At 69.4% G+C, this 20,304-nt stretch carries 13 protein-coding genes and 2 pseudogenes; 5 read left to right on the forward strand and 10 right to left on the reverse strand.

Annotation, left to right across the window (positions count from 1 at the left end; genetic code table 11):
• The first annotated feature begins 434 nt into the window (after positions 1–434).
• From ACFY0T_RS41300 to ACFY0T_RS41315, 4 genes and pseudogenes are all read left to right on the forward strand, one after another.
• Positions 435–725: a hypothetical protein gene (locus ACFY0T_RS41300; RefSeq protein WP_388883251.1), complete on the forward strand. Its 291-nt coding sequence runs from the start codon at positions 435–437 to the stop codon at positions 723–725.
• Between the two features lie 465 nt (positions 726–1,190).
• Complete coding sequence (locus tag ACFY0T_RS41305; RefSeq protein WP_388883253.1) at positions 1,191–1,781, forward strand: hypothetical protein; 591 nt, start codon at positions 1,191–1,193, stop codon at positions 1,779–1,781.
• Positions 1,782–1,841: 60 nt separating this feature from the next.
• Positions 1,842–2,198, forward strand: a pseudogene (locus ACFY0T_RS41310) (S9 family peptidase); the annotation flags it as partial.
• A gap of 1,002 nt (positions 2,199–3,200) precedes the next feature.
• A pseudogene (locus tag ACFY0T_RS41315) lies at positions 3,201–3,365 on the forward strand (AraC family transcriptional regulator); the annotation flags it as partial.
• A gap of 71 nt (positions 3,366–3,436) precedes the next feature.
• Here ACFY0T_RS41315 and ACFY0T_RS41320 read toward each other — a convergent pair.
• The 10 genes from ACFY0T_RS41320 to ACFY0T_RS41365 form a co-directional block, all read right to left on the reverse strand.
• Positions 3,437–4,039 (reverse strand): sarcosine oxidase subunit gamma, encoded by a 603-nt coding sequence (locus ACFY0T_RS41320; RefSeq protein WP_388883255.1) that lies wholly within the window; start codon positions 4,037–4,039, stop codon positions 3,437–3,439.
• On the reverse strand, positions 4,032–7,325 hold the full coding sequence (locus ACFY0T_RS41325; RefSeq protein ID WP_388883257.1) for a sarcosine oxidase subunit alpha family protein: 3,294 nt from the start codon (positions 7,323–7,325) through the stop codon (positions 4,032–4,034). The genes ACFY0T_RS41320 and ACFY0T_RS41325 overlap by 8 nt, the downstream gene beginning before the upstream one ends.
• Positions 7,326–7,337: 12 nt before the next feature.
• On the reverse strand, positions 7,338–8,570 hold the full coding sequence (locus ACFY0T_RS41330; RefSeq protein ID WP_388883259.1) for a sarcosine oxidase subunit beta family protein: 1,233 nt from the start codon (positions 8,568–8,570) through the stop codon (positions 7,338–7,340).
• A complete protein-coding gene (gene glyA / locus ACFY0T_RS41335; RefSeq protein ID WP_388883261.1) occupies positions 8,567–9,859 on the reverse strand; it encodes a serine hydroxymethyltransferase in 1,293 nt (430 codons plus the stop codon). Before glyA ends, ACFY0T_RS41330 begins: the two co-directional genes overlap by 4 nt.
• Positions 9,856–10,716 carry a bifunctional methylenetetrahydrofolate dehydrogenase/methenyltetrahydrofolate cyclohydrolase gene (locus tag ACFY0T_RS41340; RefSeq protein ID WP_388883263.1) on the reverse strand — a complete coding sequence of 287 codons (861 nt, stop codon included), beginning with the start codon at positions 10,714–10,716 and terminating at the stop codon, positions 9,856–9,858. Before ACFY0T_RS41340 ends, glyA begins: the two co-directional genes overlap by 4 nt.
• A 36-nt stretch (positions 10,717–10,752) precedes the next feature.
• Positions 10,753–13,191 (reverse strand): FAD-dependent oxidoreductase, encoded by a 2,439-nt coding sequence (locus ACFY0T_RS41345; protein WP_388883265.1) that lies wholly within the window; start codon positions 13,189–13,191, stop codon positions 10,753–10,755.
• A gap of 237 nt (positions 13,192–13,428) precedes the next feature.
• Entirely contained in the window at positions 13,429–14,397 is a 969-nt protein-coding gene (locus ACFY0T_RS41350) for an ABC transporter substrate-binding protein (protein WP_388883267.1), read from the reverse strand.
• Between the two features lie 13 nt (positions 14,398–14,410).
• Positions 14,411–16,420: an ABC transporter permease gene (locus tag ACFY0T_RS41355; protein WP_388883269.1), complete on the reverse strand. Its 2,010-nt coding sequence runs from the start codon at positions 16,418–16,420 to the stop codon at positions 14,411–14,413.
• Positions 16,420–17,508, reverse strand: coding sequence for a glycine betaine/L-proline ABC transporter ATP-binding protein (locus ACFY0T_RS41360; RefSeq protein ID WP_388883271.1), 1,089 nt, complete (start codon positions 17,506–17,508; stop codon positions 16,420–16,422). Before ACFY0T_RS41360 ends, ACFY0T_RS41355 begins: the two co-directional genes overlap by 1 nt.
• Positions 17,509–17,528: 20 nt before the next feature.
• Entirely contained in the window at positions 17,529–18,998 is a 1,470-nt protein-coding gene (locus ACFY0T_RS41365; RefSeq protein WP_388883273.1) for an aldehyde dehydrogenase family protein, read from the reverse strand.
• 219 nt (positions 18,999–19,217) lie between these two features.
• Between ACFY0T_RS41365 and purU the strand changes: the two genes are divergently transcribed.
• The gene (gene purU / locus ACFY0T_RS41370) at positions 19,218–20,090 is read left to right on the forward strand and encodes a formyltetrahydrofolate deformylase (RefSeq protein WP_388883275.1); all 873 of its coding nucleotides are present in this window, start codon (positions 19,218–19,220) and stop codon (positions 20,088–20,090) included.
• Positions 20,091–20,304 lie beyond the last annotated feature (214 nt).

Here is a 20,304-nt window from a genome sequence, read left to right on the forward strand (position 1 = left end):
CCCGGTCTTTTCACACTTTTTTGCGGTCGGGGGGCCCCCCCTTGTTTTTGCCCCACTCGCCCCCCTTTTAACCTCGGGGTTTTTGGCCCCCGCGGGGGGGGGGGGGGGGGGGGGCCCCCCCCCCGACGCTCCTTGGAGAGGGCCTTTCAGCCACGCTGGGCGAACACGAGGCGTGGCATCCAGCGCGCGGCTGTCACAGCTCCCGCAGCTGTTCGGTCAATGCGGGTGGCGGCTTGCACGCCACCCGCACAAGCCCTCGCAGCGAGGAAGGGAGCACGTATGGCCTCAGAAGTCAGGGCTCGCCGATGTATCCGTGCGACACCTGTGCACGGGTCCCTTGGCCGGCCGGGCCAGCCTCAGGGCATCCGCATCGCCAGGTCCCAGTCGTCCCCCAAGGTTTCGTACGACTCCCGGCTTGAGCCGAAGAAAGACGCATGATGCCCCGAGATCCTGACAAACACTCCGATCCTGCCGCCTCCAGCGTGTCTCTGGCAGCCGAAGCCGCTCTGCTCGAGGCCCGCGTCCGCCTGCTTCAAGAGGAAATTGACACTGTCGACGCACGCATCAAGGCAGTCTCCGACGCGCTGCGCCTGCTGCGCCGCACATCCTCCGCCTCCCCCCAAGCTGCAGACAACGCAGATCAGTGCGGGCCATCCGGCCGCAAGGACGCCGACGGTCCCACCGACGACGCCGGGGAGGCGGCGAAGCGTTCCACGCCCTGCTGACCGCGACAGTGCGGAACGGCCGGCAGGACTCGGCCCGCACATACCGGTGGGCGGCGTGGTCCGTCCACCGGTTTCGGGGCTGCACTCGGAAGAAGGCGGGCCGAAGACCATCAGACTACTGACAACCACCGTTTTCATACCCGTTGCGCCTGCCGCAACCAGTGGCAATAATCGGTGTGATACTTTACTCAGTGTGTGCCGCACTGTCCTCAGCATCCTCCGGTGGGTCGGCCGTTCCCACTGCCTCCGGGACAGCCTTCCGGCTCCACGGTGACCTGCCCTGTTTCGCGTCCCGTCATCAGTGGGTTGCGTCTGTCGGGAACCAGTGGGGCCCGTCTGGTGCATCTACATTCAGAACGGGTCACTGCATATGATGTCCGGGGGAACCCATTCCCGCGTTCAGACCGAGCGGCACCGCACGTGAGTCTTGGGCGCGGCACGAGGGGTTGAGGATGAGAGGAACACATGGTCTCTGTAAGCGACACGGCGCATAACATTGAGATCACCGCTGAGAGCCTTCAAGAGGAACTTGCCCGCCTGCAGGTCCAGAAGCAGGCGCTGGAAAGGGAACTGGCCGCGGTCGTGGCGCATCTCGGCTCGGTGCAGCGGGCCCTCAGTGCCCTCGAGACCCTGATGCTCAACGCAGCCGTTGCGGCCTCGACGGCTACGGCCGGTGCTGCAGGCACGCAGCGCGGCCAAGCTCTGGCGACCGCCGAACCGCAGACCGACAGTGTCTCCGCCGAGCCTGCGGACACCACAACGAAGGCCGCGCTGCAGCCTCGGAAGCCGCAGAGCGGCAAGGCCGCGAAACGTCCTCTTGCTGCCGGCACAGACACGGACGGGCAGAAGCAATACGGCAAGCTCACCGAGCAGATCATGGAGTACTTCGCGAGCGTCGGCGACGTAGACGTGCGGGCCCGTGATGTTGCCGCGGCGCTCGGCCGTGACACCGACAGCGGAAGCATCAACGGCGTCCGCAGCACCCTCGACCGCCTTGTCGGTACCTCCCGTGTCCAGCGGACCGGCCGGGGCCTCTACCGCGCCAAGCGTTCCTAGACGGCAGCCCCCGCAACCGGCAGCAGGCTGGACGCCTTCCGTATCGAGCGGGGTCTGCCCAGCGCCCCCTTTCCGCTGACGCCGGTGGGCGGCGGTCTTCGCTGGGCCGAGCCGGTTGTGGATCTCGAGCAGGGCGAAGTCCGCTGTGTGCTGGAGGAGTTCACCGGCAAGGGTGGCGGTGATGTCCGGCGCATCCACGCCGCGGTGCCCCTGAACGGGTCGGCGGCCGCAGACCGCCTGGCCGTCCGGGAACTGTCGTCGGCAGCACACCGCTTCATCTCCCAGGCACGGCTGTCGCCCGATGGACGCCGCGCCGCATGGCTTGCCTGGGACCACCCCCACCTGCCCTGGGACGCGGCTGAACTGCGCATCGCCGAAGTGAGCGACGACGGCTACCTGCGGCAGGCCCGGACTCTGCGAGCCGTCGCCCGCGGCCGGTTCCCGTCCCTCCGTCCGAAACAAAGGCCTGCGGGGCGCCATCGGGCCCAAGGTCTCTGCGGAGCAGTCGACAGCCTCTGTGGCGCCAGCTGGGCCAACGGGGCGGTGGATGCTCCCGGGCGCCACCCATCGGGGGATCGCGTGGCGCCCGGGCGCTGCACCTGCGGGCTCTAGTCGCAGGTGTCGCGTTCCGGACACCGATCACGGGGGATGTGTCCACGGCACCCGGAACGCTGTGATCAGCCTATCAAAGCTTTGCTTTCCTACTGACCGATCCGACACTGACGCGAAGACAGTGTTCGGCGTGGGCGGATCAACAATTCGGCACCTTTTGCCCGATATGCCCGCATGCCTTGCCAGCTTGAAACGGGACAAATCACCGAATCGATGTAAGTGCGAGTGCCTCGCGGCGGATCCCCGTATCAGTGTCATGACATGCTTCACAATGTCTTGAGTGTGGTCGATCGTGGGCGCAGCATCTGGGAAGTGTGAACCGAGCAGCGCTACCACGTCGCCGGCACAGGTCCCGTGTGCATCGCCCGCTCCGGAGGGCCCGGCATCGACTGGGAGTATCTGCGCATGCCCCTACACGCGGTGATCGAGCACCTCGCACTGCGCGAGATCGCCCTGCTCGGCCATGGACTGCGCATATATGCCGCACCCTCGCGGGGCGAAGGCCCGCCTTTCCACGTCCGAGCGGAGCTGTCCGGCGTTGGCGCGCCCACGCTGGTCCTGGTCGGAGAGGCCGACTTCATCTGCGGGCCGCGCCCTCGAAGGACCGGCCGCGGCGGCGGACCGGCACGAAAGGCGGCGCCTGGGGCTGGTCTGTATGCCGGTGCGTGCCATCAGGCCTCCCCCGCACGGCGGGTCCCGGTGGGCTGCCGCAGCGTGTGCTCGCGGCCCCCCGGCGGTCAGGGGGTGACGTGGCGGATCCGGTCCGCAGTGCAGACGTGAGCTGAGCGGCGCCGGTGGTCCAACGATCCGCGCCGCCGCTTGCTCGCGGCGGCCGGCGAAGAAGGCCGTTGCGGACCGCAGGGTCTGGAACTCACCCCGCCGTACGGCCTGAAGGCGATCTCCCGGGCGGGCACGGTGGTCGTGCCGGCCCGTCGCTCGATTACCTCGCCGCCGTCGGAGGAGGCGACGGATCCGGACAACATCGGCCTGTCGGCCGCGGCCTCCTCCCAACTGCTGTGAAGATAACGCCCTGTTGAGCTCGTTCAGACGTATTCCGCCGCCGCGTCCAGCAGCCAGTCCGCCAGGTAGCCGGCGAAGGAGGAACGGACCAGTACCCAGAATCCGGCCCTGGGTTCGTCCCGAGCGACCAGGACGATCTGTGTACGGCCCAGGGTGGTCTGGGCGCAGCATCCGGCGCCGAAGACACGCGGGTGCAGATCCAGCGGGCAGCCGTGTGCCAGCAGGTCGCGGGCGCGTGGACCCGCGACGAGGAGGGTGGTGCGCTGGGCGGAGACGTCGGTGACAGACACGGGCTCGTCGCCGCTCGCCGCCCTGATCCGGCTCTCCAGGTCCCGCTGGCTGCCGGGCGGACCCACCACCAGCCATTCGTCGGGGCCGAGCCACACAGCGGTCAGCTCCCCTGCGCGTACGACGGTGTTGGGTTCGAGGGGCAGTTGGAGGCCCAGCGCGAGCCCGATGGCGTCCGCCGCCGCTCCCTTGGCGTCGAGCCGGACGTTGACCTGGGCCAGGAAGGGGAGTTCGGCGAGCCTGACCGCGCCCCGGGAAGTGCGTGTTGCGGCGGCCAGGCGATCGGCGGCCCCTGACAGGGGACTGCGGCGCGGGACGGTAAGGGCGGTGTCAGCCATCGCGGCGGGCTCCCTCGGGGTCGTAGAGGACGGGGCTTGCGACGGTCACCGGGACCAGCCGGTCGCCGACGGGGGCGTAGAGCCGCTCGCCGATGCGGTCCCGGCCGCCCTTGATCAGGGCGAGGGCGAAGGTCCGGCCGAGCGCCGCGCTGCGGTAGCTGGAGGTGACATGGCCGAGCATCGGGACGGGCGGGGCGGGCAGCACGCTGTCGGCGACCAGGTGGGTGCCTTCGGGGAGGAAGGTGCCCGGGTCCTCGGGGAGCAGGCCGACCAGGTGCTTGCGGTCGGGGCGGACAGCGTCGGCGCGGGCGTAGGAGCGCTTGCCGATGAAGTCGGGCTTCTTCTTCGACACCGCCCAACTCATGCCCAGGTCGTGCGGGGTGACGGTGCCGTCGGTGTCCTGGCCGATGATCGGGTAGCCCTTCTCCGCGCGCAGGACGTGCATGGTCTCGGTGCCGTACGGGGTAATGCCGTACGGGGCGCCGGCCTCGTACAGCGCCTCCCACAGGGCGAGGGCCTCCCACGGTGACACGTTGATCTCGTACGCGAGTTCGCCGGAGAAGCTGATCCGGCACACCCTGGCCTCGATGCCGGCGACGGTCGTCTCCCGCCATGCCATGAACGGGAAGTCGTCGTTGGCCACGGCCAGTTGGGGCGCGAGCGCGCCGAGGACGTCGCGGGAGCGGGGGCCGACCAGGGCGACGGTGGCCCACTGCTCGGTGACGGAGGCGCAGTGGACGCGCAGCTCGGGCCACTCGGTCTGCAGCCATTCCTCCATCCAGTCCAGGACGGCGGCCGCGTTGCCCGTCGTGGTGGTGACCAGGAAGCGGTCCGGTGCGAGGCGGATGACGGTGCCGTCGTCGAAGACCATGCCGTCCAGGCGGCACATGACGCCGTAGCGGATCATGCCGACCTTCAGGTTGCTCATCATGTTGGTGTAGAGCCGGTCGAGGAAGACGGCGGCATCCGGGCCCTGTACGTCGATCTTGCCGAGGGTGGAGGCGTCCATGAAGGCGACGCCTTCGCGGGCGGCGGCGCACTCGCGTAGCACGGCGGTGTCCCTGTCCTCGCCGTCCTGCGGGTAGTACCAGGGCCGCTTCCACTGGCCGACGTTCTCGAACAGGGCCCCGTGCATGACATGCCAGTCGTGCAGGGCGGTCACGCGGACCGGGTCGTGGAGGGCTCCGCGGTCGCGTCCCGCGAGCGTGGCGAAGGAGATGGGGGTGTAGGGCGGCCGGAACGTCGTCGTGCCGAGGGCGGAGATGTCCACGCCGAGGAGTTCGGCGACGATGCCACTGGCCAGGACTCCTGAGGTCTTGCCCTGGTCGTTGGCGGTGCCGGCCGTGGTGTAGCGCTTGGTGTGCTCCACCGAGCGCAGACCGGCACCGGTCGCGCGGGCCAAGTCGTCGACGGTGACGTCGCGTTGGAGGTCGACGAACCGCGGTGCGCCGGCGGCGCCGGGGACGAGGAAGACCTGCATGGGCGGCGTGTACGGCTCGGCGGCCACGTCGGGAAGGCGGGGCACCTCGGAGGTGTAGCCCTCGGCCTCGATCGCACGGGCACCGGCGGCCGCGCCCTGCGCGAGGACCCCGGCCAGGTCAAGGACGCCGTTCGCGCTGCCCGCGACCTCGACGGACTGGCGGCAGGTGTCGGGGACGAAGGAACCGAGCGCCTCGTCGTAGCGCAGCTTTCCGCCCGCCTGGCTGAACAGGTGCGCGACCGGGTTCCAGCCCCCGGAGACCAGCAGCAGGTCGGCGGCGAACTCCCGGTTCCCTGCGGACTCCCCGTACGGGGCGACGGTCACCGCCGTGAGACGCGCGCCGCCTTCCGTGCCGGTGACGGCATGCCCGGTCAGCACCTCGATCCCGGCCTCGCGGGCACGGTGGGCCCACTCCCCCGCCTCGGGGCGGGTGTCGACGATCGCCGCTACGTCCACACCGGCCGCGGCGAGATCCAACGCGGCGGCGTAGGCGCTGTCGTTGGTGGTGAAGACGACGGCGTGGCGGCCGGGCAGGACGCCGTGGCGGTTGACGTAGGCGCGGGCCGAGGCGGCCAGCATCACGCCGGGGCGGTCGTTGTCCGCGAAGGCCAGCGAGCGTTCGTGGGCGCCGGTGGCAAGAACGACGCGACGGGCGCGGATACGCCAGACGCGCTCGCGGGAGACGTGCTCGGGGGCCTCGGCGCCGCGGTGGTTGGTGCGGCGCTCGACGGCGAGGAGGTGGTTGTCGTCGTAGTGGCCGAAGACGGTGGTGCGGCGCAGCACGCGGACCTCGGGGGCGGCGTCGAGCTGCGCGCCGATCTCCTGCACCCAGTCGGCGAGTTCGCCCGCGCCCAGCGGACTCGAGCCCAGCAGGCTGCCGCCCAACTCCGGCTGGTCGTCAGCGAGGATGACGCGTGCTCCGCTGCGGGCGGCGGCTGCCGCGGCGGCGAGCCCGGCCGGTCCGGCGCCGACGACGAGCAGGTCGCAGTGCGCGTGGACGGCGTCGTAGCGGGCCGGGTCCGGCTCGGTGGCGAGGCGTCCCTGTCCGGGGAGGCTGCTCGCCACCAGACCGTCGTACAGCTCCACGGTCGTCGCGGGCAGCATCGGCTCGGGGAAGGGGGCCTCGATCTGGATGACGGCGTTGGGTTCTTCGACTCCTGCCGAGAAGATGCCTCGGGGGCGGCCGAGCTTGATGCTGGTGCCGGCCTGGATCACGCCGTTGGCGAGGAGGGCGGAGGCGAGGGTGTCGCCACGGAAGCCGTAGTACGACTTCCCGTCGAAGACGAAGCTCAGCCGCTCGTCGCGGTGGAGGCGTCCGCCGGTGGGCAGCCGGAACGGTTGCGTGGCGGTGGCGCCATCGGAGACGTGCGGCTTCATCGCCGGGTGCGGGGCGGTGGCCGGGGCAGGTGTCTCCCCCATCCCGCCCGTTCCCGCTGCATCCGATATACGGCCGCCGCGTGGCACGGGCTCCGCCCCTGGGCCCCGCTGGGGGCTCTGCCCCCGGACCGCCGTCGCCCTGACGGGCTCGTCCTCAAGCGCCGGACGGGCTGAATCTGCCCGGTAGACGGCAAGGATCTCGTTCGTCCCCGTGTCCCGCACCGCGTTGAACCAGCGGCGGCAGCCCGCCGCGTGGCTCCACCGCTCGGCGAACGGGCCCTTCGGGTTGTCGCGGAAGAACAGGTACCGGGCCCACTCCTCGTCGGTCAGGGCCGCGGGGTCCTCGGGGTAGGGCACGTGTGCCTGGCCGCCGTAGTGAAACTCGGCCTCGTCACGGGGCCCGCACCACGGGCATGGGATGAGCAGCATGGGTTCGGCTCCCTAGTGGGCCACCGCGGCCGCGCCGTGCTCGTCGACGAGCGCGCCGGTGGTGAAACGGTCGAGCGAGAAGGGGGCGTTGAGGTGGTGAGGGGTGTCGTGGGCGATGGTGTGGGCGTAGACCCAGCCGACGCCTGGGGTTGCCTTGAATCCGCCAGTGCCCCAGCCGCAGTTGAGGTAGAGGTTGTCGACCGGGCTGAGTCCGACGATGGGCGAGGCGTCGGGGCTGACGTCGACGATGCCGCCCCAGGTGCGCAGCACATGGGCGCGGGCGAAGACCGGGAAGAGTTCCAGGGCGGCGGACATCTGCTCTTCGATGATGTGGAAAGCACCGCGCTGGGTGTAGGAGTTGTACGAGTCGATGCCCGCGCCCATGACGAGCTCGCCCTTGTGTGCCTGGCTGACGTACACATGGACCGCGTTGGACATGACGACCGTGGGGTGCACCGGTTCCAGGAGTTCGGAGACGAGTGCCTGCAACGGGTGGCTCTGCAGCGGCAGTTCGATGCCCGCCATGGCGGCAAGCACCGAGGTGTGGCCGGCCGAGCAGAGCGCCACCTTGCCCGCCGCGATGGGGCCGAGCGTGGTCTGTACGCCGACGACCCGGCCTCCGACGATGTCGAGGCCCGTCACTTCGCAGTTCTGGATGATGTCGATGCCCGCGGCGTCTGCCGAGCGGGCCAGGCCCCAGGCGACGTGGTCGTGCTTGGCGATGCCGGCCCGCGGCTGGTAGGTGCCCCCCAGGACCGGATAGCGCACGTCCGGCGAGATGTTGACGATCGGGCAGACGTCCTTGACCTGCTGCTCGTCGAGCCATTCGGCGTCCACGCCGTTGAGCCGGTTGGCCTCGACGCGGCGCACGCTGTCGCGGACGTCCTGGAGGCTGTGGGCGAGGTTGAGCACGCCGCGCTGGGAGAAGAGGATCGGATAGTCGAGCTCGTCCGCCAGTCCCTCCCACAGTTTGAGCGCGTGCTCGTAGATGCCGGCGCTCTCGTCCCACAGGTAGTTGGAGCGGATGATGGTGGTGTTGCGGGCCATGTTGCCGCCCGCCAGCCAGCCCTTCTCCAGCACGGCGACGTTGGTGATGCCGTGGTTCTTCGCCAGGTAGTGGGCGGTGGCGAGGCCGTGTCCGCCGCCGCCCACGATGACGACGTCGTACGAGCGCTTCGGCTCGGGCGTGCGCCACAGCCAGTCCGGGTGTTCGGGGAGCTCGGCGCCGGGGGTGCGGGGGCTCATCGGACGTCTCCGTCTTCTGAAGGATCTGAAAGGTGCGCGTAGAGCGGGTGCTTGGCGGCCAGCGCCTCCGTGCGGGCGCGCAGCGCCGCGATGTCGGGCTCGGGCTGGAGGGCCAGCGCGATCACGTCGGCGACCTCGACGAAGTCCTCCTCGGTGAACCCGCGGGTGGCCAGTGCCGGGGTGCCGATGCGCAGGCCCGAGGTGACCATGGGTGGGCGCGGGTCGAAGGGCACGGCGTTACGGTTGACGGTGATGCCGATCTCGTGGAGCAGGTCTTCCGCTTGCCTGCCGTCGAGTTCGGAGTCGCGCAGGTCGACCAGGACCAGGTGGACGTCCGTGCCGCCGGTGAGCACCTTCACCCCGGCGGCCGCCGCGTCGGCGCGGGTGAGCCGTTCGGCGAGGATGCGGGAACCGGCCAGCGTACGGGCCTGACGCTCGGCGAACTCGGGTGACGCGGCGACCTTGAACGACACCGCCTTCGCGGCGATGACGTGCTCCAGCGGCCCGCCCTGCATACCGGGGAACACCGCCGAGTTGATCTTCTTGGCGAGGTCGGCCTCATTGGTGAGGATGACCCCGCCGCGCGGACCGCCGAGCGTCTTGTGCGTCGTCGTGGTGGTCACATGGGCGTGCGGTACGGGACTGGGGTGCAGTCCGGCGGCGACCAGGCCCGCGAAGTGCGCCATGTCGACCATCAGCAGGGCGCCCACCTCGTCGGCGATCCGCCGGAAGGCCGCGAAGTCCAACTGCCTGGGGTACGCCGACCAGCCCGCGATGATCATCTTGGGGCGGTGTTCCTTGGCGAGCCGCTCGACCTCGTCCATGTCGACGAGGTGGTCCGTCTCGGCCACGTGGTACGGCACGACGTTCAGCATCTTGCCGCTGTAGTTGAGGCGCATCCCGTGGGTGAGATGCCCGCCGTGCGCGAGGTCGAGGCCGAGGATCGTGTCGCCGGGCTGGAGCAGGGCGAAGAAGACTGCGGTGTTGGCCTGGGCGCCCGAGTGCGGCTGGACGTTGGCGTAGCCCGCACCGAAGAGGGACTTGATGCGGTCGATCGCCAACCGCTCGGTGACGTCGACGTGTTCGCATCCGCCGTAGTAGCGGCGGCCGGGGTAGCCCTCGGCGTACTTGTTGGTGAGGACCGAGCCCTGCGCCTCCATCACGGCGGAGGGCGCGAAGTTCTCGGAGGCGATCATTTCAAGGGTGGACTGCTGGCGGTGCAGCTCGGCGGCGAGGGCGGCGTGGACCTCGGGGTCCAGCTCCGCCAGGGGGGTGTTCAGCGCGTTCATACGGCGTTCGCGTTCCTCTCGGCGGCCTCGACGACATTGGCAAGCAGCATCGCCCGCGTCATGGGTCCTACGCCCCCGGGCATCGGCGCGAGCCATCCGGCGACCTTGGCGGAGTCCGGGTGCACATCGCCGACCAGCCCGAGGTCGGTGCGGGTGATGCCGACGTCCAGGACCGCCGCGCCGGGGCGCAGCATGTCCTTGGTGATCAGCCCGGGCGAGCCCGCGGCCGCGATGACGATGTCCGCCTCGCGCACGTGCCAGGCCAGGCCCTTGGTGCCGGTATGGCACAGGGTCACGGTGGCGTTCTCGGACCTGCGGGTGAGCAGCAGTCCGATGGGCCGTCCGACCGTGATACCCCGGCCGATCACGCACACCCGCGCTCCGGCGAGCGGCACGTCGTACCGGCGCAGCAGTTCGACGATGCCGCGCGGGGTGCACGGCAGCGGGGCCTCGACGCCCAGGGCGAGCCGGCCGAGGTTGACGGGGTGCAGGCCGTCGGCGTCCTTGGCCGGGTCCATGCGTTCCAGTACGGCGTTCGCGTCCAGGTGGCGCGGGAGCGGGAGTTGGACGATGTAGCCGGTGCAGGCCGGATCGGTGTTGAGCTCGTCGATCACGTCCTCGACCTGCTGCTGCGTGGCGTCGGCGGGCAGTTCGCGGCGCAGGGAGGCGACGCCGATCTGCGCGCAGTCCCGGTGTTTGCCGCCTACGTAGGCGTGGCTGCCGGGGTCGTCGCCGACCAGGACGGTGCCGAGCCCCGGCGGGCGGCCGTCGATGGCGGTCAACTTGGCCACGCGCTCGGCGAGTTCGCGGCGTATCTCGGCGGCGGTCGCCTTGCCGTCGAGGAGCTGTGCGGTCACCGACGGTGCTCCTTCCGTCGAAGCCGACGCTGTGGATCAGCCACGGAGCCGGGACATGGTCGCGTCGAACAGGGGCTCCTCGGCGACGACCGCCGCGATGCGCTGGTCGAAGTAGCCGATGTGCAGGGTGGTACCGGGGGTGGCGAGCTCCGCGGGGAGCCACGCGTAAGCGATGCCCTTGCCGATGGTGTAGCCGTAGGCGGCGCTGGTGACATAGCCGACGGGGCTCTCGCCGTCGTAGACCGGCTCCTTGCCCATGACGACGGAGTGCGGGTCGTCGATCGTGAGGCAGGTCAGTTTGCGCCGTACGTCGGCCTTGCGCCGCTCGAGTGCGGCCTTGCCGATGAAGTCGTCCTTGTCGAGCTTGACGGCGAAGCCGACTCCGGCCTCGTAGGGGTCGTGTTCATAGGTCATGTCGGTGCCGAAGGAGCGGTAGCCCTTCTCCAGGCGGAGGCTGTTGAAGGCGCCGCGGCCGGCCGCGATGCCGCCCAGCGGCTGGGCCGCCTGCCACAGGGTGTCCCACAGCTTCTGGCCCAGGTCGGCGGTGGTGTACAGCTCCCAGCCGAGCTCACCGACGTACGACAGACGCATCGCGGTGACCGGGACGGAGCCGATGTGGGCGCGCTTGGCGCGGAAGTACTTCAGGCCGTCGTTGGAGAAGTCCGCATCGGTGAGCGGCTGCAGGACCTTGCGGGCGAGCGGTCCCCACAGGCCGATGCAGCAGGTACCGGGGGTGATGTCGCGGACCTGGACCGTGCCGTCGGCGGGGAGGTGGCGGGAGAACCAGTCGAGGTCCAGGTTGCCGTTGGCGCCGACCTGGAAGTGGTCGCGGGCCAGCCGGGCGACGGTGATGTCGCTGCGTATGCCGCCGTCGTGGTCCAGGAGCAGGGTGTACGTCACGGAGCCGACGGACTTGGCGACCTTGCCGGTGACCAGCCGCTCCAGGAAGTCGGCGGCACCGGGGCCGCTGACCTCGAGCCGCTTGAGGGCCGTCATGTCGTACATCGCGACGGTCTCGCGGGTGGCCTGCGCCTCGGCGCCGACGATGGGCGACCAGTAGCGCGCGGCCCAGTCGTTGGGGGTCGGGATGGAACGCCCTTCGACCAGGCCGGCGTTGGCCTCGTACCACTGCGGGCGCTCCCAGCCGTTCGCCTCCAGGAAGAAGGCGCCGAGTTCCTGCTGGCGGGCGTAGAAGGGGCTGGTGCGGATCGGGCGCGGGTCCCCCGACGGCTGGAGGGGGTGCAGGATGTCGTAGACCTCGACGAAGTTCTGGCAGTCGCGGGCCAGGACGTACTCCGGGGCGAGCTGGTGCGGCTCGAAGCGGTTGACGTCGCACTCGTGCAGGTCGAAGGACGAGCAGTAGCCGTCGACCAGCCATTCCGCCACGGCCCGTCCGACGCCGGCGGAGTGGGTGACCCAGACCGCCTCGGCGACCCAGAAGCCCTTGACGTCCGGGGATTCGCCGAGGAGGGGCAGGCCGTCGGTGGTGAAGGAGAACAGGCCGTTGATGCCTTCTTCGACCTTGGCCTCCGCGGTTGCGGGGAGCAGGGACTGGGTTTCGGTCCAGGCGTCCGCGAAGTCGTCCTCGGTGAACTTCAGGACCGACGGCATCTCGTCGGCCTCGTCCACGGAGAGGATGTCGTCGGCGGAGATGGGCATGGGTCGGTGTCCGTAGTAGCCGATGCCGAGGCCGTCGAAGCGGTCGCGGTAGTAGAGGTCGGCGTCCTGGTGACGCAGGATCGGGCGCACCGCCTCCTCGGTCTGGCCCGCCAGGGCCGGTACGGGGCCGGTCCAGGCCAGTTGGTGGCCGAGCGGGGTGAGCGGGAGGTTCATGCCGACCATGCGGGCGATCTTCGGGCCCCAGATGCCGGCGCAGCACACGACGATGTCGGCGGGGATCTCGCCCTGGTCGGTGAGGACGCCGGTCACCCGGCCCTCGCTCTGCTGCACGTCGAGGACTTCGTGGCGGGCGAGGAAGCGTACGCCGCGCTCGGTGGCGCGGCGGATCTGTGCCTCGACCGCGAGAACGGCCTTCGCGAGACCGTCCGTCGGGACCAGGAGGCCGCCGAGGACCCTGTCCGGGTTCACCAGAGGGTGCTGCTCGACGCACTCCTCGGGGCTGAGCAGCCGGGCCTCGATGCCCCAGGCGGTGATCCAGCCGTGGCGGCGGTGCAGTTCGGCGAGGCGCTCGGGGGTGGTGGCCACTTCGAGGCCGCCGACCTGCAGGAAGCAGGGGTTGCCGTCGACGTCGAGGGAGCAGAACTTCTCGACGGTGTAGCGGGCCAGTTCGGTCATGGTCTTGGAGGAGTTCGTCTGGAAGACCAGGCCCGGGGCGTGCGAGGAGGAGCCCCCGGTGGCGGGGAGCGGGCCCTGGTCGACCACGGTCACTTCGGTCCAGCCTCGCGCGGAGATCTCGTCCGCGAGGGCCGCTCCCACGACGCCCGCTCCGATGATCACCACTCGGGGTCCCGCCATCGCCGCACCTCCGACTAAAAGCAGTCCAGTTGCTGTCTGCGCAACATGCTTCAGGTTGCGCAACTCAATGTGCCCGTCGCGAGGAGTGGGTGTCAAGGGGTCCGTGACGTCGGAAAACAGCCCGAAACGCGACGGGGCCCGGCAGGCTGCCAGCGCAGCCTGCCGGGCCCGTTCCGGCGGGTTTCCGGGTCGTTCGTGCGGCAACGCTCCAGCTCCGGCGCGGTGCCGCGGTGTGCCCTACTTGATCCAGGCGTCGACCTTGTCGGGGTTGGCCTCGACCCACTTCTTCGCCGCCGCCTCGGCCGACATCTTGTCCACCGCGATGTACTTGGCGACGACGTTCTGGTCGTCGTTCGTCCAGCTGAAGTTCTTCACCAAGTCATAGGCGGGGCTGCCCGACTTGGCGAACTTCGCGCTGACGATCTTGTCGAGGTTGTACACGGGATAGTCGCAGGCAATCTTCGCCGCGTCGGCGTCACAGCCCGTCTTGTACGCGGGCAGATCGACCTTGACCAGCGGCACCTCGGACAGGAACCACTGCGGCTCGTAGAAGTAGCCGATCACCCATTCCTTGTTCTTCTCGGCCTTCCGGTAGGCCTGGATGAGCGCGGTCTCGCTGCCCGCGTACACCACCTTGAAGTCCAGCTTCAGGTTCTTCACCAGCGCCTCGTCGTTGGTGACGTACGACGGGTCGCCGTCGAGGAGCTGGCCCTTGCCGCCCGACTCGGAAGTCTTGAACTTGGACGCGTACTTGTTCAGGTTCTTCCAGTCCTTGATGTCGGGGTGTTCCTTGGCCAGCCACGGCGGTACGTACCAGCCGATGATGCCCTTGTTGCCGGTCTGGCCTGCGTCGACGGCGGTCTTCTGCTGGGTGATGTACTTCTTCTTCAGGTCGTCGTGCCCCCAGTTCTCCAGGACGGCGTCGACCTCACCCGTCCCGAAGCCCTGCCAGGCGATCTCTTCCTTCAGGTCCTTCTTGTTGACCTTGCAGCCGAGCTTCTGCTCCGCGACATACGCGACGACCGCCGCGTCCGCCTCATAGCCCACCCACGGGTTGACGGCGAGATTGAAGGTGCCGCACTTGCCCGAGCTGCCCGAGCCGGCGGAGCTGTCACCGACCTTCGCACCGCCGCAGGCGGTGAGAGTGAGGCCGAGGACCGCTATGCCGGCCGCGCCGACTCTCCACTGTCTTGCTTGCCTTGCCATGGTCAGTGCTCCCTTATGCGCTCGTACGTCGCGCCGCTGCCTGAGTGATCCGGTCGAACATGACTCCGAGCAGTACGATGGCGAGCCCCGCCGCCAGCCCCTTGCCGTACAGCTCGCCCTGCGAGAATCCGGCCACGACGTCGTAGCCGAGGGCGCCCGCTCCTACCAGGCCGCCCACCACAACCATCGACAGCACGTAGATCAGGCCCTGGTTGGTCGCAAGAGTCAGGGCACTGCGTGACATCGGCAGTTGAACCTTGGTGATGATCTGCCAGGTGTTGCACCCGGCAGCCGTGGCCGCTTCGACGGTGGTCTCGGGCACGGCCCGCACTCCGTCCGCGATGATCTTGATGGCGACCGGCACCGCGTAGACGACGGCGGCGACGATCGCCGTGAACCGCGTCGCGCCGAACAGCGCGAGAAACGGCACGAGATAGACGAACGGCGGCATGACCTGCGCCGCGTCCAGAGTGGGCCGCAGCAGCCGGTCCACCAGCATGCTGCGCCCCATCCACACTCCGAAGACGACACCGAGCAGCATCACCAGCACGGTCGCCACGGCGGTCGACGCCAGCGTCGTCATGCTGTCCGACCAGACGCCCGTGCCGACCAGCAAGCCCACGCAGACCGCCGCGGTGACCCCGGCGCGCCATCCGCCGAGCACCGTGCCGAGGGCGATCAGGACCGCGCCGACCAGCCACCACGGGGAGTCGGTCAGCACCGTCTGGAAGGGATTGAGCAGTCCGTTGGTGATCACGTCGCGGAACGCGTTCGTGATCCCCGACAGGTTGTCCTGCGCCCACGTGGTCACGCTGTCCGCCGCGCTCGCGATGTTGCTGCCGGTGCTGCCCTCGCCGGGAAACTCCGCTGCCCACAGGTACGTGTGCGACATGTAGATCAGCACCACCGCAACCACTGCGCCCGCCGCCAGCAGCGGCCGCCGCCACGTGGCGAAGCGGTTCCCCGAGCGCCGGGCCGCCTCCGCGCGTGCGCTCGCCGCGGTCGTGACCCGGTCCAGGACGATGGCCATCACCACAATGGCCAGGCCCGCGTTGAAGGCCGTACCGACGTCGAGCGACTGCAGGGCCTGGACGACGGTCTTTCCGAGGCCGGGTGCGTCGATCAGGGCCGCGATGGTCACCATGGCCAGGGCGGCCATGATGGTCTGGTTGACGCCCATCACCACGGTCCGCTTGGACATCGGCAGCAGGACTTTCAGCAGCGCCTGCCGCCGCGTCGCGCCCAGCGAGTCGGCCGCCTCGACGGTGGTCTCCGGTACGGAACGGATGGCGTGCGCGGTGATGCGGATCGCCGGCGGCGCCGCGTAGATCAGGGTGGCGATCGTGGCGGAGGCCGGGCCGATGAGGAAGAACAGGGTCAGCGGGGCCAGGTAGACGAAGGTCGGCATCGTCTGCATGAAGTCCAGGAAGGGCGTCATGATCCGGTTGAACCGGTCGGACAGCCCCGCCCACACGCCCAGCGGGATGGCGAACAGCAGCGCCACGAAGACCGCCGAGAGGGTCAGCGCCAGGGTGTCCATGCTCTCCTGCCACAGGCCCTGCAGCCCGAAGAAGGTGAAGCCGGCCACGGCCAGGAGTGCGACCCGCCAGTTGCCCACGGCCCAGGAGACATAGCCGGCGATGCCGACGACGCCGAGCCAGCCGATCTGCGGGACCGGGCGGTCGGCGGACGGCTGGGAGATCAGGTCCTGGATGAAGGTCACCAGATTGTCGATGACCAGGCGGATCTCGTTGAAGAAGTACAGGAAGAGCGGGTTGGAGTTGCGGTCGGCGCCGATCGAGTCGTTGACGTCGTTGAACCAGCGGTGCAGATCCGTGAGGTCCGCCGCCGCCAGCGTCAGGGTCTGCTTGCCGCGCAGCACGGCGAAGAGCACCAGCCACGCGACCAGGATCGCGGCCACCACCATGCCGCGGCTGACTCTGCGTGCGCCCGCGACGGGCGCGGTCTTCTCGACCTTGTCTGTCTTGTCTGCCTTCTCGGGCTTCTCCACGGCGACGGTCATCACATGTCGCCTTCCTGCCCTGCGACCACCGCGAGGATCTCCTCGTCGCCGACGATGCCGAGCAGCTTGCCGTGCTCGACGACCTTGACCGGTTTCTCCGCCGCCAGCACCGCCCGGGTGGCTTCCCTCACCACGACGTCCGGGCCCAACTCGGGACCGTCCAGGGCGTCGTGGGGCTCCGCCGGGCGCATGATCCACCGCAGGGTCAGTACGTCGCCGCGCGGCACGTCCTTGACGAAGTCGCGTACGTAGTCGTCGGCCGGGGCGCCTACCAACTCGTCGCCGGTACCGCACTGGACCATCTTGCCGTCGCGCATGATGAGGATGCGGTCGCCCAGCTTCAGCGCCTCGGAGAGGTCGTGGGTGATGAACACCATCGTCTTGCCGACCTCGTGGTGCAGGCGGATGACCTCGTTCTGCATGTCACGGCGGATCAGCGGGTCGAGCGCCGAGAACGGTTCGTCGAAGAGGAGCACGTCCGGATCGCCGGCCAACGCCCGGGCGAGGCCGACGCGCTGCTGCATGCCGCCGGAGAGCTGGTCGGGGTAGGAGTTCTCATAGCCGGAGAGGCCGACCAGTTCGACGACCTCCAGGGCCCGCTTGGTGCGCTCCGCCTTGCCCATGCCGCGGATCTCCAGGCCGAAGGACACATTGTCGACGACCCGGCGGTGGGGCAGCAGCCCGAAGTGCTGGAAGACCATGGAGAACTTGCTGCGCCGCAGTTCGCGCAGGCGCTTGTCGTCCGCGTCGCGGATGTCCTCGCCCTCGAAGACGATCTCCCCGGCGGTGGGTTCGATCAGCCGGGTCAGACATCGCACCAGCGTGGACTTGCCGGAGCCGGACAGGCCCATGACGACGAAGACCTCGCCGGGCGAGACCTCGAAGTTCACGTCGCGCACGGCGGCGGTGCATCCGGTGCGGTCCATCAGCTCACGGCGGGTGAGCCCGCACAGCTCCGCGGAGTCCGGTACCTGGTCGGCTTTCGGCCCGAACACCTTCCACAGCTTGCGCACGGATATGACCGGGGTGGGGGCCGAGTCCTGGGGCGTGCCGCGCCGCTGCGGCACCTCGGTCTGTGCTGGGGTCACGATCGACCTCTTTTCGGCGTTCAGCCGCGGAACCAGTGCTGCGGCCGGGGTTGGATGTTCTGCCAGATGTGCTTGGGCTCTCGGTACTCGTCCAGGCCGGTCGGTCCCAGCTCCCGGCCCACGCCCGAATGCCCGAAGCCACCCCATTCCGCCTGCGGCACATAGGGGTGGTAGTCGTTGATCCACACCGTGCCGTGGCGAAGCCGCCGGGCGACCCGCTGGGCCTTCCCGGCGTCCTGCGTCCAGACGGCTCCGGCGAGTCCGTACTCGGTGTCGTTGGCGATGCGTACGGCGTCTTCCTCGCCCTGGAAGCGTTCGACGGTGAGCACGGGACCGAAGGACTCCTCGTGCACCACCCGCATGTCCTGGCGGCACTCGTCGAGCACGGTGGGCGGGTAGTAGTGGCCGTTCGCCAGCGCGGGGTCATCGGGGCGTGCGCCGCCGCAGCGCAGCACCGCGCCTTCGGCGAGGCCCGCCGCGACGTACGCCTCGACCTTCTGCCGGTGCTGTGCGGAGATCAGCGGTCCGGTCTCGGCCTCGGCGTCGAAGGGGCCGCCGAGGCGGATCTGCCGGGCGCGGCGGACGATCTCGTCGACGAAGGCGTCGTGCAGGGAGTCCTCGACGATCAGGCGGGCACCGGCCGAGCAGACCTGCCCCGAGTGCAGGAAGACGGCCGTGAGGGCGAAGTCCACGGCCGTCTCGAAATCGGCGTCGGCGAAGACGACGTTGGGATTCTTGCCGCCGAGCTCCAGCGCCACCTTCTTCACGGTCGAGGAGGCGGTGGCCATGATCCTCTTGCCCGTCTGCAGGCCCCCGGTGAAGGAGACCAGGTCGACGGCCGGGTCCTCGGAGAGCGGTGCGCCCACCTCGGGCCCGTTGCCCAGGACGAGATTGGCGACGCCGGCCGGGAGCCCGGCCTCCTGAAGGGCCTTCATCAGCAGGATGGAGGTGGAAGGGGTGAGCTCGCTGGGCTTGAGGACGATCGTGTTGCCCGCGAGGAGGGCGGGCGCGACCTTCCACGACGCCTGGAGCAGCGGGTAGTTCCAGGGGGTGATGAGTCCGCACACGCCGACCGGCTCATAGACGACGCGGCTGACGGCGTCGTCGCGGCCGGTGTCGATCACCCGGCCGGCGTCGGTGCCCCCGATCCCGCCGTAGTAGCGGAAGCAGGAGACGACATCGGCGATGTCGTACTCGCTCTCCACCAGCCGCTTGCCGGTGTCCAGCGATTCGGCGCGGGCGAACTCCTTGGCGTCGCGCTCCATGAGGTCGGCGGTGCGCAGTAGCAGCGCACCGCGCTCCCGCTCGGGGGTGCGCGGCCAGGGTCCTTCGTCGAAGGCCCGGCGGGCCGCGGCGATCGCGGCCTCGGTATCGGGACGCGTCCCCTCGGATACGGTCGCGGCGAGCGTGCCGTCAGCGGGACAGCGGATTTCCCGGTGACCTCCGGCCACCGGATCGCGCCATTCTCCGTCCACATACAGGTCTGCCACGTGTGGAGCCCTTCGAGCGAATTCCGTTGCGCATCGTGCACCGTATTGCTTGTGGTGGAACACCCTGGCGAATGTGCGGACATACGTCAAGGGGTTGGCGGATGACGATTTCACCATGCGGGCAGTTGCCCGGCCGCTCTTGACCACACGCCGCGCCAAGCCCAACCATGTTGCGTATCGCTCACCATGTTGTGCAATACGCACCGACGGAGGCTGCACATGTCACCTCGACCGCATCCTGGCCGTGAGTACGTCCTCACTCTCTCGTGTCCGGACAGCGCCGGACTGGTCCACGCCGTGAGCGGCTTCCTCGTCAGGAACTCCGGCAACATCCTGGAGAGCCAGCAGTTCGATGATCGACTCGAGGACCGTTTCTTCATGAGGGTCCACTTCGACGTTTCCGATCCAAACGCCGACTTGAAAAATCTGCGTTACCGATTCGGGCCCGTCGCCGAGGCCTACCGGATCTCCTGGAGCCTTCGGGACGCCTCGACCCCGACCCGGACGCTCATCATGGTGTCCAAGTTCGGTCACTGCCTCAACGATCTGCTCTTCCGCCGGCGCACCGGCGCCCTCAATATCGAGATCCCCGCGATTGTCTCCAATCACCGGGATTTCGAGGGCCTGGCCGAGACCTACGGCGTTCCCTTCCACCACATCCCGGTGACCAAGGACACCAAGGCCGACGCCGAGGCGCGCCTGCTGGAGCTCGTGCGCGAGCTGGACATCGATCTGGTGGTGCTGGCCCGCTACATGCAGATCCTCTCCGACGACCTGTGCAAGCAGTTGGAGGGCCGCGCCATCAACATTCACCACTCCTTCCTGCCCAGCTTCAAGGGCGCGCGCCCCTACAACCAGGCGTACGAGCGCGGGGTGAAGCTCGTCGGCGCGACGGCGCACTATGTGACACCGGACCTGGACGAGGGACAGATCATCGAGCAGGACGTGGTCCGGGTGGACCACTCGCTCGACCCCGAGGAGCTGGTCACGGTCGGGCGGGACGTGGAGGCGCAGGTGCTCGCGCATGCGGTGAAGTGGCACAGCGAGAGCCGCGTCATGGTGGACGGCCACCGCACGGTCGTCTTCCGCTGAGCCATACGCGATCGCCGGGCGGGGGCTGGATTCCAGCCCCCGCCCGGCGTTGTATACGCGCTCCGGGAGGGTAAATCAGCCCGTCGTGACAGCCCGTCGTGGGGGTCCCCCCGCTCGAGCGAAGCCGAGAGTGGGGGAGTTTGAGGACGAGGCCGTTCAGGCCAATGGGGGTCTGGGGGCGCAGCCCCTAGCAAGGCCCGGTGGACCCCGGACA

The sequence above is a fragment of the Streptomyces sp. NPDC001530 genome (genome assembly GCF_042894545.1).
In the GTDB taxonomy this organism is placed as follows: Bacteria; Actinomycetota; Actinomycetes; order Streptomycetales; family Streptomycetaceae; genus Streptomyces.

Coding starts and splice junctions, on each gene's coding strand:
- ACFY0T_RS41300 (WP_388883251.1), top strand. CDS start 435: ATGATGCCCCGAGATCCTGACAAACACTCCGATCCTGCCGCCTCCAGC.
- ACFY0T_RS41305 (WP_388883253.1), top strand. CDS start 1,191: ATGGTCTCTGTAAGCGACACGGCGCATAACATTGAGATCACCGCTGAG.
- ACFY0T_RS41320 (WP_388883255.1), bottom strand. CDS start 4,039: ATGGCTGACACCGCCCTTACCGTCCCGCGCCGCAGTCCCCTGTCAGGG.
- ACFY0T_RS41325 (WP_388883257.1), bottom strand. CDS start 7,325: ATGCTGCTCATCCCATGCCCGTGGTGCGGGCCCCGTGACGAGGCCGAG.
- ACFY0T_RS41330 (WP_388883259.1), bottom strand. CDS start 8,570: ATGAGCCCCCGCACCCCCGGCGCCGAGCTCCCCGAACACCCGGACTGG.
- glyA (WP_388883261.1), bottom strand. CDS start 9,859: ATGAACGCGCTGAACACCCCCCTGGCGGAGCTGGACCCCGAGGTCCAC.
- ACFY0T_RS41345 (WP_388883265.1), bottom strand. CDS start 13,191: ATGGCGGGACCCCGAGTGGTGATCATCGGAGCGGGCGTCGTGGGAGCG.
- ACFY0T_RS41350 (WP_388883267.1), bottom strand. CDS start 14,397: ATGGCAAGGCAAGCAAGACAGTGGAGAGTCGGCGCGGCCGGCATAGCG.
- ACFY0T_RS41355 (WP_388883269.1), bottom strand. CDS start 16,420: ATGACCGTCGCCGTGGAGAAGCCCGAGAAGGCAGACAAGACAGACAAG.
- purU (WP_388883275.1), top strand. CDS start 19,218: ATGTCACCTCGACCGCATCCTGGCCGTGAGTACGTCCTCACTCTCTCG.